Genomic DNA, 13,276 nt, shown 5'->3' with positions numbered 1-13,276 from the left:
GGCGGCCCGCGGGTCCAGGCGCTGGCCGGGTCGTTGCCACCGCCAGGGGCGCCCGCCGCGCTGCTGCACGTGGGCGGGCAGCTCCTCACCTGCAGCGCCTGGCAGGCCGCGGCGATGCTGCTGCCGCCCGACGAGGCGGACGCGACCATCGCCTACCTCGCGCCACGGCCGCTGGCGCGCCGGCGCTGGACGCGTGGCTTCTTCGGCCTGGACGACCACGCGCCCTACCTGCTGCCGCGTGCGCTGGCGCCGCGCTTCGCGCCCGTGCTGGCGCTGGGCCTGGGCGGCGCGGGGCTGGAGCACTGCCCGCGGCGGATGCGGCTCGAAGCGCTCTCCAAGCTGCGCGCGATGCAGGGCGTGGCGGTACGCGACGGGGCGACGCATTCGCTGCTGCGCGGCGCCGGCGTGGCGTCGCTGCTGCTGCCCGACCCGGCGGCGCTGACGGCGCGCCTCTTCGGCGCGGCGATCCGCCGCCACGCGGCGCGGGGCGAGGTGGCGGCGCTGCGCGAGCGCTTTGCCGGCGGCTACCTCGCGCTGCAGCTCGCGGCCGAGTTTGGCGACGACGCGACGCTGGAGGCGCTGGCGCCGCAGCTGGACGCCGTGGCGCGGGAGCGCGGCCTGGGGCTGGTGCTGTTCCGGGCCGGCACCGCGCCCTGGCACGACGATGCCGCCGTGCTGCGGCGCCTGGCGGCGCGGCTGCGCGCGCCGGCGGCGGTGATGGCGTCGGTGCACCTCTGGGACCTCTGCGCGCTGCTGGCCGGCAGCGCCGGCTACTGCGGCAGCAGCCTGCACGGGCGCGTCGTCGCCACCGCTTTCGGCCGCCCGCGGATGAACCTGCTGCCGCCGCAATCCGGCGCCGATGCGGCCAAGCATCGCGCCTACGTGGACAGCTGGGAGCTGCCGGGGCTGCCGGGCTGCGTGGGCGTCGAGCAGGCCGCCGAGGGGTTGCGGGCGGCGCTGGGGGCGGATGAACGGGCGCTGCGGGCGTGGGGCCGGGAGCTGGCGCGGGTAGCGCTGGAGGGAAGTGCGCGGATGCTCGATAGGTGGGTAGAAGGGAAGGAAGGGGCCGACCCTGCTTCGTCCGGCGGATGAATCCGGAACCTGCCGGGCAACCGCTCTTCTCCTCACCCCGCCATCCGCACCCACCCGCCTTCTTCGCTCAACACCCCGTCCGCGATCAGCCGCGCCACCGTCTCCTCGGCGAAGCGCAGCGCGTGCTCGCCCGTGGCGTGCTCGCCCGTGGCGTGCTCGCCCGGGGCGCGGCGCAGCACGGGGGTCTGCACGATCCAGCGCTGCAGCGCCTCGCGCCGCAGCGCGCGGTGCTCCAGCAGGTGGTAGGTGACCAGCGCCCGCGCGGCGTACTGGTGGTGCTTTTCGGGCGCGGCCATGAAGCCTTCCAGCCGCCGCCGCGAGGCCGCCAGCGCCGCGGACACGTCCGTGAAGGCCTCGCCGTGGCCGGGCAGCACCAGGCGCGGCGCCAGGCGCTCGATCAGGTCCAGCGCGCGCTGCGCCGCCTCGAAGCCCGATTCGCCCGCCAGCTCCGGAAAGATGATCGCCAGCCGCTGCTCCCACAGCGCGTCACCGCTGATGAGGGTGTGGCTGTCCGGCTCGAACAGCACCACCGCGTCGGGGTCGTGGCCGGGCGTGGCGTGCACCTCCCAGTCCCGCGTGCCCAGCCGCACCGTCTGGCCCGCCTCCAGGAAGCCGTGCGCCTCGAAGGGCTCGTAGCGCTGGTCCATGGCGTGGAAGCCCAGGCCCCGCGCGTCCCAGGGCCGCAGGTGCGGCGCGTAGCCCGCGGGCACGCTCAGCCGCGCCTGGGGCCAGCGCCGCAGCAGCGCGGCATTGCCGCCGCAATGGTCGGAATGCAGGTGCGTGTTGTAAATGCGCGCCAGCGGCCGCCCGGCCAGCGCGTGCTCCAGCAGCGCCAGCGTCTGCGCGCCATGCGAGACGTAGCCGCTGTCCACCACCGCCGCACCCTGTTCGCCGCCGTCGGCGAAGAGCACGTTGTTGGCCGAGAGCCAGCCGCGCACGAAGAAGTGGGCGCCCAGGTAGCGCAGGGTGTAGTCAGGAAGACTCATGCGGCAGGCAGAACGGGTTTCATGAAGTCCTTGGCCTTTGAGTTCCGTTCGTCCTGATGCTTCGATACCTCAGCACGAACGGGCTTTCGGCTTTCGCGGTGTGTCCTTGGCTCACGCCGTGGGACAAGGCCGCGCGAGCATAGCGGCCCCCCGCCGCGCGGCCATGCCCCGCGCCTACGATGCGCCGCGCCGGCAGCCCCGCCGGTGCATCACCCCCGTCCACAGGAGAGCACACGCATGGCACGCATCGGATTCATCGGCGCTTCGGGCCTCATGGGCCACGGCATGGCCAAGAACCTGCTCGCGCGCGGCCACGAGCTGGGCCTGACGGTGCACCGCAACCGCGAGCGCGTGGCCGACCTGCTGGACGCCGGCGCCATCGAGGCGCCTTCCGCCGCGGCGCTGGCCCGGGACAGCGAGATCGTCTTCGTCTGCGTCACCGGCTCGCCCCAGGTGGAGGCCGTGGTGACGGGCCCCGAGGGATTGCTCGCCGGCGCCGCGCCGGGGCTGCTGGTGGTGGACTGCTCCACCAGCGAGCCCGGCTCCACCATGCGGCTGCGCGAGGCGTGCGGCCACGCCGGCGTCACCTTCGTGGACGCGCCGCTGGCGCGCACGCCCACCGAGGCCGAGGCCGGGCGGCTCAACGTCATGGTCGGCGCCGAGGACGCGGCCTTCGCGCACCTGGAGCCCGTGCTGCGCTGCTTCGCCGAGAACGTGTTCCACGTCGGCGGCCCCGGTGCCGGGCACACGGTGAAGCTGCTCAACAACTTCATCGGGCAGGCCATCTGCACCGCCACCGCCGAGGCCTTCGCCGTGGGCCAGCGCGCCGGGGTGGACCTGAACCGGCTGGTGGCGCTGCTGTCGGCCGGGCCGGTGAACTCGGGCCTGTTCCAGGCCATGGCCAAGGCGCTCACGGGCGACCTGGCGGGCATCCGCTTCGGCCTGGACAACGCGCGCAAGGACCTGCGCTACTACACCCACCTGGCCGAGGAGCTGGCCGTGCCCAGCGTGGTGGGCGAGGCGGTGCACCAGTCGCTGACCCTGGCCAGCGCCCTGGGCCACGGCGACAAGTTCGTGCCCTCGCTGCTGGAGGCCCAGGAGCAGCTCAGCGGCGCGCGCATCGTGCCGCGCTGAGAAGCACCCTCGCGCGTGGAGGAAGGGCGCGCCATCAACACGAAGGCTTCGATGCGCGCCTTCCCGGCCGCCTGCAGCGGGTGCGGCACGGGCATCCTGGACGCCAAGCATCCCGGCCCGGCTGCGTCCCAACGCCAGCGCCAACGACGACCTCCACGCCTTCGACGCCGCCACCGGCACGCAGCTGGCCGCCAGCAACGTGATCGGCGCGAACGCGGACCAGGTGGTGGCCGCCGCTCCCCTGGCGCGCCACGGCACGGTCCCCGCCGGACACCCTCTGCCCGCGCCCGCGGGCTTTTTTTCGTCCGTGCGCGGCCGGCACGCCTTTGACTTCTGGAAACGTCCGACGCCCGCTTTCGCGGTTGACCGGGCGGCGCGGGGGGCCTTCACTGCCTGCGTACCATGCCGCCCCTTGCGCCCGGGCCACCGGGCGGCCCACCGCCGGATGACGGCGGCGGGCGCGGCCAGTCAGTCCCGCGGACCCCGGTGCGCGGCCTGTGTTTTGCTTCCAGGCGCCCATGTCGAATTCCCCCGCTCTCCTGCCGGCCCTCGTGGCGGCCTCCCTTCTCGCTTTGCAGGCCGCCCCGGCGTCCGCCTTCGAGCGCGATGCCGCGGCGCCGGCCTCGGCCGCATCGACCGCGCCAGTCGCGGCGCGGACCGACCGGCTGATCATCAAGTACCGCAGCGCCGCCTCCGCCGCGGCACCCGCCGCCGCCTCGCGGCTGCGCGCCGAGGCCGCGCTGCAGCGCCGCGGCGCCAAGCTCACGCACCTGCGGCGCCTGGGCGACGGCGCGGACGTGTTCAAGCTCGACCGCCCGCTGTCCGAGGACGAGCTGCGCGGCGTCGGCGAGGAGCTGCGCAACGGCGACGCGGACGTGGAATACGTCGAGCCCGATGCGCTGATGCAGCCGCAGCTGGTGCCCAACGACGTGCGCTACGGGCAGCAGTGGGCCCTGTTCGAGGCCACGGCCGGCATCCGCGCGCCCACGGCCTGGGAGAAGTCCACCGGCGCCGGCGTGGTGGTGGCGGTGATCGACACCGGTGTGCGCCCGCACGCGGACCTGGCGAAGAACCTGCTGCCCGGGCGCGACTTCGTCACCGACACCTTCATCGCCCGCGACGGCAACGGCCGCGACGAGGACCCGTCCGACCCTGGCGACTGGAGCAGCGCCGGCCAGTGCTACTTCGGCTCGCCGGCGGCCAAGAGCAGCTGGCACGGCACCCACGTGGCCGGCACCGTCGCCGCGGTGACCAACAACGGCAGCGGCGTGGCGGGCGTGGCCTTCGGCGCCAAGGTGCTGCCGGTGCGGGTGCTGGGGCGCTGCGGCGGCTACAGCTCCGACATCGCCGATGGCATGGTCTGGGCCGCCGGCGGCCACGTCGCCGGCCAGCCGGCCAACCCGAACCCGGCGCGGGTGCTGAACCTGTCGCTGGGCGGCGCGGGCAGCTGCAGCACCACTTACCGCAATGCCATCGCCACCGTGCGCGGCCTGGGCGCGGTGGTGGTGGTGGCTGCGGGCAACCAGTCCTCGGACGCCGGCCTGCACCAGCCGGCGAGCTGTCCGGGCGTGATCGCGGTGGCGGCGGTCAAGCGCAACGGCGCCCGGGCGTCCTACTCCAACTACGGCGCGGTGGTGGACCTGGCGGCGCCGGGCGGCGACAGCGACTCGGCCATCCTCTCCACGCTCAATGCCGGCGGCACCACGCCGGGGGCCGACAGCTACGGCAGCTACCGCGGCACCTCCATGGCCACGCCGCACGTGGCCGGCACGGTGGCGCTGATGCTCTCGCGCAATCCGAAGCTCACGCCGGACGAGGTGGAGGCGCGGCTCAAGGAATCGGCGCGTCCCTTCCCGGCCGCATGCGGGCAGTGCGGCAGCGGGCTGCTGGACGCCAATGCCGCGGTGGACGCCGCCGGCGGCGGCAGCGTGGCGATGACGGTGACGGAGGTGGAGCCCAACGACAGCATCGCGCGCGCGCAGCCGCTGGACGAGCTGCCCGCCACGGTGCTGGGCGCGCTGCGCAGCAGCACGGACCAGGACCTCTTCAGCGTGCGCCTGGCCGCGGGCCAGCGCCTGAGCGCCCGGCTCACGCCCACGGCCGATGCCAACTACGACCTCATCGCCGTGGACACCGACAACCGGCGGCTGAACGCCAGCCTGCTGCCGGGCTCGCAGCCCGACACGGTGAGGGTGCACAACACCGGCGCCGCCGCGATGTCGGTGGTGCTGCGCGTGCGCTGGACCGGCGGCGTCGCCGGTGCGTACCGGCTGGAGGTGGCGGCGGAGTGAGGGCGCGCGGCGCTCACTTCACCGGAATGCGCGTGCCCGTGTCCACCGGCACCACGGTGACGCTGTTCTGCGGCGAGCCCTCGATGAGCCGCTCGGAGTAGGTCAGATAGACCAGCGCGTTGCGCTTGGGGTCCACCATGCGCACCACGCGCAACCGCTTGAACACCAGCGAGATGCGCTCGCTGAACATCTCCTCCTGCTTCGCCAGCGGCCGGCCCTGCGGGAAGCTGATGGGGCCGACCTGGCGGCAGGCGATGGAGGCGTTGGACTTGTCCTCGGCGATGCCGATGGCGCCCTTGATGCCGCCGGTCTTGGCGCGCGAGACGTAGCAGGTCACGCCCTGCACCTTCGGATCGTCGTAGGCCTCGACCACGATCTTGTGGTCCGGGCCGATGAGCTTGAACACGGTGTCCACCTCGCCGATGGGTTCGGCGCGGGCCACCGTGGCGGCGGCCAGCAGCAGCGGGATCGTCAGCAGGCGTCGGGTTTTCATGGGCACTCCCAGGGTTTGTGGAAACGGGGCCGCGCGGGCGGCTGCTGAACCCATTGTCACCAGCACCGGGGAGGGCTCCGGCTTGGGGTACAAGCCCGGGCATGAGCGACGAGAACCAGATCTACCTGCCCGATTCCTTCCTGGCGCTGTACCGCGACGCGCGCCAGCGCCTGACGGCTCCGCTGGCCGAGATACGGGCGCGCTACGAGCTGTGCGAGGACCTGGCGCAGCAGCTCGAAGAGCACGCGCGCGGGCGCAGCATCCACGCGCACGGCTCCGAGGTGGACCTGCTGCTGCGCTACCACGCCGGCCTGGCCGACCCCGACTCCGGCTTCAGCGCCGCCGAGGCGCGCTGGGTGGTCACGCGGCTGTCGGAGCTGCTGGGGTGGGAGTGCCCGCATTTGCCGGGGGAAGAGGCGCAGGAGGGCTGACGGCCCACGAGAAGCCTCGTCACCCCTCCGTCCTCAACCCCGGCGCCTGCGCCGTCCCCTCGCGCAGCAGCTGCTCGTAGCTGGAGATCACCTGGGCGCCGAAGAGCAGCACCGCGGCGCCGATCTCCAGGCTCAGCAGCACCACGATGGCGGTGGTGAGCGAGCCGTACACCAGGTTCACCTTGGACAGCGAGGCGAAGTACCACACCAGCACGTGGCGGCTGATCTCCCAGCACACCGCGGCCGTGACGCCGCCGATGAGCGCGTGGCGCCACGACAGCCGCCCCACCGGCATGACCATGTAGATGGCGCTGAGCACCAGCACCTCGCCCGAGAAGCCCAGCAGGTACAGCAGCATCGCCGACAGCCAGTCCAGCGACCAGTTGTGGCCCAGCAGCCGCAGCGTGTCGTCGCCCAGCGCCTGCAGCGCGCCGGCCACCAGCGTGATCAGCAGCAGGCCCAGGCCCAGCGCCAGGATGCAGGCGTAGGGCAGCAGCGCCGAAACCAGGAAATGCCGCCGCCGGATCGCGACGCGGTGGAAGAAGATCACCGACATCGCGTTCTCCAGCACCGTGAAGGCCAGCGAGCTGAAGAACAGCATCGTCGCCACCAGGAACACGCTGACGGCGTCGCGGTTGCGCAGGAAGGTGTCGAGCTCGGCGATGAAAGGGCCGGACTGCCCCGGCAGCAGCCACGCCAGGTAGCGCGAGAGCGTGCCCAGCAGCTCGCGCGGGTCCACCAGGTGCGACAGCGCGATCACGCACAGGATCAGCAGCGGCACCAGCGACAGCAGCGCGTAGTAGGCCAGGGCGCCGGCCAGCAGCAGGCCCTGGTTCTTGCGGAAGGCGCGCAGGCACTGGACCAGGAATCGGCCCGGGTGCTGCAGGACTTCGGCGGCGGCACGCGACATGCGCCGCCTGGAGCAGGGAGCGGGCCCGGGGGGCTCCTCAATGCGCCACGTCGTGCGGCCCGGCCGGCGAGTCGTCGATGTCGCGCCGGCCGCTGGCGACGCTGCGGATCAGCGACTGCGCGGTGAGGAAGGCGCGCGTCTCGGCCACCGGGTTGCGCCGCGCCTGCGCGTCGTCGCCCGAGGGCACGTGGTTGCTCAGCCGGGCATGGCCCATGCCTTCGAGCAGGCAGCGGCCGGTGACCCGATCCCACAGCCAGTAGAAGCCTTCCAGCAACGTGACGATCTGCACCGGCGTGGCCGTCACCAGCGTGTGGCGGTAGCCGTCGCTGTCGTACAGGGACTTGGTGACATTGATCGGGAGCTGCTTCATGGCGGTGGGCACTGCGGGTACTACGAAAAAGGCATGGCCGCAAAACGTGGGCCAGGGTTCGAGCATGAGGCCGCAAGGCCCGGGTCCATGGCTGGAAAAACGCCGTCGGGCGCGGGCAGTTCGGTGCTTCCACGGGCCGCGGGAGCGCCGGGCATGATCGACCTCGTGAACAAAGCCACATTCACCCTGGATCCCGCCGCCGCCGAGCGCCAGGCCGCGCTGGTGCGCATGAAGCGCATCGCCCTCGGCCTGCTGGTGGGCGCGGCGCTGCTCTACGCGCTGGCCACCGTGCTGGGACAAAGCCACCCGGGCTGGCACTACCTCGCGGCCTTCGCCGAGGCGGCGATGGTGGGCGCGGTGGCGGACTGGTTCGCGGTGGTGGCGCTGTTCCGGCATCCGCTGGGGCTGCGCATACCGCACACCGCCATCATCCCCACCAACAAGGCGCGCATCGGCCGCAACCTGGCCAACTTCATCTGCAACAACTTCCTGGGCACGCCCCAGGTGCTGGCCAAGCTGCGCGAGTTCGACGCCGCGGGCCGGCTGGCCGGCTGGCTGTCCGACGAGCGCCACGCGCAGCAGCTGGCGCAGCACCTGGCCGCCGCGGCGCGCTACCTGCTGTCCACGCTGGACGACGAGCGCGTGCGCCACTTCCTGCGCAGCACGGTGCTGGCTCGGCTGGAGCAGATCGACGTCTCGTCCCTGGCCGGCGAGGTGCTGGGGCTGCTGACGGCCGACCGCCGCCACCAGGCGCTGCTCGACGAGTTGCTGCGCCAGCTTGCGGCGCTGCTGGAGGAGGAGTCGATCCAGGAGAAGGTGGCCGAGGTGGTGGCCTCGGAGCTGAAGCTGCTGCGCCTGGTGGGGCTGGACGCGGTGGCCGGGCGCATCGCCACGCGCAAGCTGGTCTCCGGGCTGGGCAACCTCATCGGCGAGATGGGCGAGGACGCCGAACACCCGCTGCGGCTGCGCTTCGACGATTTCATGGCCCACAGCATCGAGCGGCTGCGCGAGGACCCGGCGCTGCGCCAGCGCGGGCGCGAGCTGCAGTCGGAGTGGCTGGCGCACCCGGCGCTGGCGCAGTACCTGCACGGGCTCTGGGACCAGCTGCTGGCGTGGCTGCAGGCGGACCTGCAGCGCTCGGAGTCCACGCTGCATGCGCGCGTGGCCGAGGGCGCGCGTGGCCTGGGGCGGCGGCTGCAGGAGGACGCGGCCATGCGCGAGTGGATCAACGCGCAGCTGATGCAGGCCGCGCCGCAGTGGATCGAGCGCTACCGCGAGGACATCCGCCACTACATCGTGGCCCGCGTGGACGCCTGGCCCACCGAGGAGCTCACCGTCGAGCTGGAGCGCAACATCGGCCGCGACCTGCAGTTCGTGCGCATCAACGGCACGCTCGTGGGCGGGCTCATCGGGCTGCTGATCCACTCGGTGACGGTGGCGCTGGGGGGGTGAGCGCGGGGAGACGAAAAAACGGCGGCCCGCGGGCCGCCGTTTCGCTTTCGGCGGCAGCCCGCCCGGGCCACCGCCTCGTTCACCGTCAGCGGTAGTACACGTGCTCGCCGTTGGCGGCCTTCCAGCTGCTCTCCAGGTGCGCGGCGTCCTCGGCGTTGCGGGGCTTGACGCCCATGAGGATGCCGCCCTGCTTGATGCCTTCCTCGTAGTGCTTCACGCGCTCTTCCGGGATGCCCCAGCCGATGAGCGCGCCGATGAGGCCGCCGCTGGCCGCGCCCGCGCCGGCACCGGCCAGCGCCGCGGCGATCGGGCCGGCGACCACCACGCCCAGGCCCGGAATGGCTACCGAGGTGCCCACCGCCGCCACGGCCGCGGCGATGGCGCCGATCGTGCCGCCGATAGCGCCGCCGATGCCCGCGCCCTCGGCCGCCTTGTTGCCCAGCTCGGTCTGCGTGCCGGTGGCCGTGTTGCCGAAGTGGCGCTTGCGCGTCTCGTCGGACATCACCAGGTTGACGTCGTCCTTGGTGTAGCCGCGGTCGGAAAGCGACTGGTAGGCGCGCTCGGCGCTGTCTCGGTCGCGGAACAGGCCGGTGACGTACGGGGTGTCTGCCATGGTGTGAGCTCCTGATGTCGGGAAGGAGGCGCCGCCCGATGCGGCGCCGACTCCCACGGGTCAGCAAGCCGCGCGCCCAGGCGGCTCCCGCCACACCCGGGCCGCACGCGGCGGGCGCCGGCGTGACGGAGTGCATGGCGCTGTGGCGCCGGGGCCGCAAGCGCAGCGCCGCCGCAGCCGAAAATCACGCCAAGTCCGCGCGCCGCGTGGGTTTTTAGCTTTACCGACCCGCACCGACGCCATGAAGACCACCCCGTTGCAAACCTATTTCATCGGCCAGGGCGCCATCCTCCTGGGCGCCTGGGGCATGGAAGCCTTCGGCTCCATGTGGCCCATGGCCCTGGGTGCCTCCGCCGGGATGATGTGCACCGCTCCGCTGGTGCGGCAGCTGCTCGGCCGCTGGCGCGCGCGCCGGGCGCGTTGAAGGGGGCGGGCGGCGCCACCTTCCCTTAACCCCCCGTCATCACCCCGGGCCTTCACGGCACAGGGGTTGCCGAAGCGTCTCCAGAACCAGCGCCCCTTTCGGGCCACAACAGGAGACCCATGCGTCGCGCAGCCGCGCTGCTCTGTCTTGCCCTGATGACGCCGCTCGCGTGGGCACAGGCGCCGGCCGCTGTCCCGTCTCCTTCCGCCTCCACACCCGCCGCACCCCCCGAGCACGACCCCGCCGGCGACTGGCCGATGGCCGCGCGCGACCACGCCAACACCCGCTTCAGCCCGCTGGCGCAGATCACGCCGGACAACGTCGCGCGGCTGCGGCCGGTGCTGGAGCGCGCTACCGGCGCCGAGCGCGGCCACGAGGCGGCGCCCATCGTCGCGGGCGGGACGATGTTCGTCGTCACGCCCTATCCCAACGAGTTGCTGGCGCTGGACCTCGCGCGGCCCGGCTTCCCGCTGAAGTGGCGCTACCGGCCGCACCCGGACGCCGCCGCGCAAGGCGTGGCCTGCTGCGACGTGGTCAACCGCGGCGCGGCCTACGACGGCGGGCGGGTGTTCTTCAACACGCTGGACGGGCTGGCCATCGCCGTGGACGCCGCCACCGGCCGCGAGCTTTGGCGCACGAAACTGGGCGACCTCCGCCGCGGCGAGACCATCACCATGGCGCCGCTGGTGGTGCGCGGCAAGGTGCTCATCGGCAACTCCGGCGGCGAGTACGGCATGCGCGGCTGGCTCGTCGCGCTGGACGCGGCCAGCGGCAAGGAGCGCTGGCGCGCCTGGAGCACGGGGCCCGACAAGGACGTGCTCATCGGCACCGCCTTCAAGCCCTTCTACCCGCAGGACCGCGGCCCGGACCTGGGTGAGCGCAGCTGGCCCGGGCAGGCCTGGAAGCAGGGCGGGGGCAACGTCTGGGGCTGGGTGTCCTACGACCCGCGGCTGGACCTCCTCTATCACGGGACCGGCAACCCCGGTCCCTGGAACCCCGAGCAGCGCCCGGGCAGCAACCACTGGACCAGCGGCGTGTTCGCGCGCCGGCCCGACAGCGGCGAGGCGGTCTGGTTCTACCAGTGGAGCCCGCACGACCTGCACGACTACGACGGCGTCAACGAGAACGTGCTGCTGGACCTGCCCATCGGCGGCCGTACCCGCCAGGTGCTGGTGCACCCCGACCGCAACGGCTACCTCTACGTGCTGGACCGCGCCACGGGGCAGGTGCTCTCGGCCGACCCCTTCGCCGCGGTGACGACCAGCCTGGGCGTGGACCTGCAGAGCGGCGCGCTGCGCTACGAGCCGTCCAAGGCGCCGCGCGCCGGCAAGCCGGTGCGCGACATCTGCCCTGCCTCGCCGGGCGCCAAGGACTGGCAGCCCTCGGCCTGGTCGCCGCGCACGCGGCTGCTCTACATCCCGCACCAGAACCTGTGCCAGGACGCCACCACCTCCACCGTGAGCTACATCGCCGGCACGCCCTACCTGGGCGCGGACGTGAAGATGAAGCCCGGCCCCGGCGGCCACCGCGGCGCGCTGGACGCCTGGGACCCGGTGGCGCGCAAGGCCGTGTGGACGATCAAGGAGCACTTCCCGGTGTGGAGCGGCGCGCTGGCCACCGCGGGCGGCCTGGTCTTCTACGGGACCATGGACGGCTGGTTCAAGGCCGTGGACGCGCGCAGCGGCAAGGCGCTGTGGAAGCACCGGACGCCCTCCGGCATCGTCGGCCAGCCCGTGAGCTTCCTCGGCCCGGACGGGCGCCAGTACATCGCCGTGCTCTCGGGCGTGGGCGGCTGGGCGGGAGCCATCGTCGCGGGCGGCCTGGACCCGCGCGACGGCACCGCGGCGCTGGGTTTCCTGAACGCCATGCGCGACCTGCCGCAGGCCACGCGCAAGGGTGGAGCGATCCATGTCTTCGCGCTGCCGAAGTGATTCCAGTCTTCCCTTGGTCGCCAAACGACCCGTTCGCACTGAGGTATCGAAGTGCGAATCCGGGAGGCTGCGATGGCGGCACCGCGGCAGGGGCCGTTCATCCTTCGATACCTCAAGACGAACGGAATTCAAAGGCTTCAGTGGTCGCGGAAGGCTGAAGCTCCACCACCTCCTGGTCGCCGCCGCGCTGGCCCTGGGCGGCGGCACGCGCACCGACGCCGGCTCGCCGGCGCTGCGGGTGTGCGCCGACCCCGACAACCTGCCCTACTCGCACCGCGACGGCAGCGGCTACGAGAACCGGCTGGCGTCGTGGCTGGCCGAGGAGCTGCACCGTCCGCTGCAGGTGGCCTGGGTGCCGCTGCAGCGGGGCTTCGTGCGCAAGACGCTGGGCGAGGGCCGCTGCGACGTGCTGCTCGGCGTGCCCGCGGGCCTGGAGCGGGTGGCGACCACGCGGCCCTACTACCGCAGCGGCTACGTGTTCCTGTCGCGCCCGCTGCAGGGACGGCCGCTGCGCGGCTTCGAGGACGCACGGCTGAAGGAACTGCGCATCGGCGTGCAGTTGCCCGGCGACGGCGCGGCCACGCCGCCGGGGCAGGTGCTGGCGCAGCGCGGCGCGGTGGAGCACGTGCGCGGCTTCGAACCGCTGGGCGAACAACCCTCGGCGCAGCGTGCGGTGCGGGCGCTGGCGGCCGGCGAGATCGACGCTGCAGTGCTGTGGGGACCACCCGCGGCCTTCTTCGCGCAACGCGCGAGCGCGCCGCTGGTGCTCACGCCGGTGCGCGGCACGGTGGCCGGGGCGGCGTCGCCCTTCGCCTTCGACATCGCGCTGGCGGTGCGCCCGCGGGACGGCGCGCTGCGCGCGGCACTGGACGCGGCGCTGCAACGGTTGCAGCCGCGCATCGACGGGCTACTGATGCAGTACGGCCTGCCGCTGCTGCCAACCGAAGCCCAGACGCAGGAGGGCCTGCGATGAAACCAGGATTGACTTTCCCGGGCCTGCTGCTGGCGCTGTGCGCGCTGCTGGCCTCCGGCTGCGAGCGCGAGCGCCGCCGCCCGGACGTGCCGCCCAAGCCGCCGGGCCAGCCGGTGCCGCGCACCAGCAGCCTGCACGTCGGGCCGTCGGCCTCGGCGCCGCCCGATGCCGCGCCG

At 73.2% G+C, this 13,276-nt stretch carries 14 protein-coding genes; 9 read left to right on the top strand and 5 right to left on the bottom strand.

What is annotated here, in order from left to right; translation table 11 throughout:
• A partial coding sequence (locus Q0741_RS03250; protein WP_298231764.1) for a polysaccharide pyruvyl transferase family protein occupies positions 1-1,092 on the top strand: 1,092 nt, incomplete at its 5' end.
• Positions 1,093-1,124: 32 nt separating this feature from the next.
• Here the strand turns inward: Q0741_RS03250 and Q0741_RS03245 are convergent.
• Positions 1,125-2,078, bottom strand: coding sequence for an MBL fold metallo-hydrolase (locus Q0741_RS03245; protein WP_298231763.1), 954 nt, complete (start codon positions 2,076-2,078; stop codon positions 1,125-1,127).
• 237 nt (positions 2,079-2,315) lie between these two features.
• Between Q0741_RS03245 and Q0741_RS03240 the strand changes: the two genes are divergently transcribed.
• The gene (locus Q0741_RS03240; protein ID WP_298231762.1) at positions 2,316-3,212 is read left to right on the top strand and encodes an NAD(P)-dependent oxidoreductase; all 897 of its coding nucleotides are present in this window, start codon (positions 2,316-2,318) and stop codon (positions 3,210-3,212) included.
• A gap of 518 nt (positions 3,213-3,730) precedes the next feature.
• Positions 3,731-5,503 carry a S8 family peptidase gene (locus tag Q0741_RS03235; protein ID WP_298231761.1) on the top strand — a complete coding sequence of 591 codons (1,773 nt, stop codon included), beginning with the start codon at positions 3,731-3,733 and terminating at the stop codon, positions 5,501-5,503.
• A 13-nt stretch (positions 5,504-5,516) separates the two neighbouring features.
• Here Q0741_RS03235 and Q0741_RS03230 read toward each other — a convergent pair whose 3' ends face one another.
• The gene (locus Q0741_RS03230) at positions 5,517-5,996 is read right to left on the bottom strand and encodes a CreA family protein (RefSeq protein WP_298231760.1); all 480 of its coding nucleotides are present in this window, start codon (positions 5,994-5,996) and stop codon (positions 5,517-5,519) included.
• A 101-nt stretch (positions 5,997-6,097) separates the two neighbouring features.
• Here Q0741_RS03230 and Q0741_RS03225 point away from each other — a divergent pair, with 101 nt between their 5' ends.
• Entirely contained in the window at positions 6,098-6,427 is a 330-nt protein-coding gene (locus Q0741_RS03225) for a hypothetical protein (protein WP_298231759.1), read from the top strand.
• 19 nt (positions 6,428-6,446) lie between these two features.
• On the opposite strand, the gene Q0741_RS03220 is transcribed toward Q0741_RS03225, so the two are convergent.
• Together Q0741_RS03220 and Q0741_RS03215 are read right to left on the bottom strand one after the other, a co-directional pair.
• Entirely contained in the window at positions 6,447-7,337 is an 891-nt protein-coding gene (locus Q0741_RS03220) for a YihY/virulence factor BrkB family protein (protein WP_298231758.1), read from the bottom strand.
• A 37-nt stretch (positions 7,338-7,374) separates the two neighbouring features.
• Positions 7,375-7,707: a hypothetical protein gene (locus tag Q0741_RS03215; protein ID WP_298231757.1), complete on the bottom strand. Its 333-nt coding sequence runs from the start codon at positions 7,705-7,707 to the stop codon at positions 7,375-7,377.
• Positions 7,708-7,872: 165 nt separating this feature from the next.
• Here Q0741_RS03215 and Q0741_RS03210 point away from each other — a divergent pair, with 165 nt between their 5' ends.
• Positions 7,873-9,159: a DUF445 domain-containing protein gene (locus Q0741_RS03210; protein WP_298231756.1), complete on the top strand. Its 1,287-nt coding sequence runs from the start codon at positions 7,873-7,875 to the stop codon at positions 9,157-9,159.
• 85 nt (positions 9,160-9,244) lie between these two features.
• Here the strand turns inward: Q0741_RS03210 and Q0741_RS03205 are convergent, their stop codons facing one another.
• Entirely contained in the window at positions 9,245-9,772 is a 528-nt protein-coding gene (locus Q0741_RS03205; RefSeq protein ID WP_298231755.1) for a hypothetical protein, read from the bottom strand.
• Positions 9,773-10,013: 241 nt separating this feature from the next.
• On the opposite strand from Q0741_RS03205, the gene Q0741_RS03200 reads away from it, so the two are divergent.
• From Q0741_RS03200 to Q0741_RS03185, 4 genes are all read left to right on the top strand, one after another.
• Positions 10,014-10,196, top strand: a complete 183-nt coding sequence (locus tag Q0741_RS03200) for a hypothetical protein (protein ID WP_298231754.1) — start codon at positions 10,014-10,016, stop codon at positions 10,194-10,196.
• 119 nt (positions 10,197-10,315) lie between these two features.
• Positions 10,316-12,127 carry a methanol/ethanol family PQQ-dependent dehydrogenase gene (locus tag Q0741_RS03195; RefSeq protein ID WP_298231753.1) on the top strand — a complete coding sequence of 604 codons (1,812 nt, stop codon included), beginning with the start codon at positions 10,316-10,318 and terminating at the stop codon, positions 12,125-12,127.
• 238 nt (positions 12,128-12,365) lie between these two features.
• The gene (locus Q0741_RS03190) at positions 12,366-13,100 is read left to right on the top strand and encodes a quinoprotein dehydrogenase-associated putative ABC transporter substrate-binding protein (protein WP_298231752.1); all 735 of its coding nucleotides are present in this window, start codon (positions 12,366-12,368) and stop codon (positions 13,098-13,100) included.
• Positions 13,097-13,276 (top strand): hypothetical protein (locus Q0741_RS03185; protein ID WP_298231751.1); only part of this gene is annotated, 180 nt, incomplete at its 3' end. The genes Q0741_RS03190 and Q0741_RS03185, both read left to right, overlap by 4 nt.

The organism is uncultured Azohydromonas sp., from assembly GCF_937926365.1.
Classification (GTDB): domain Bacteria; phylum Pseudomonadota; class Gammaproteobacteria; order Burkholderiales; family Burkholderiaceae_C; genus Azohydromonas.
This window is presented reverse-complemented; position numbering and strand designations above follow the sequence as displayed.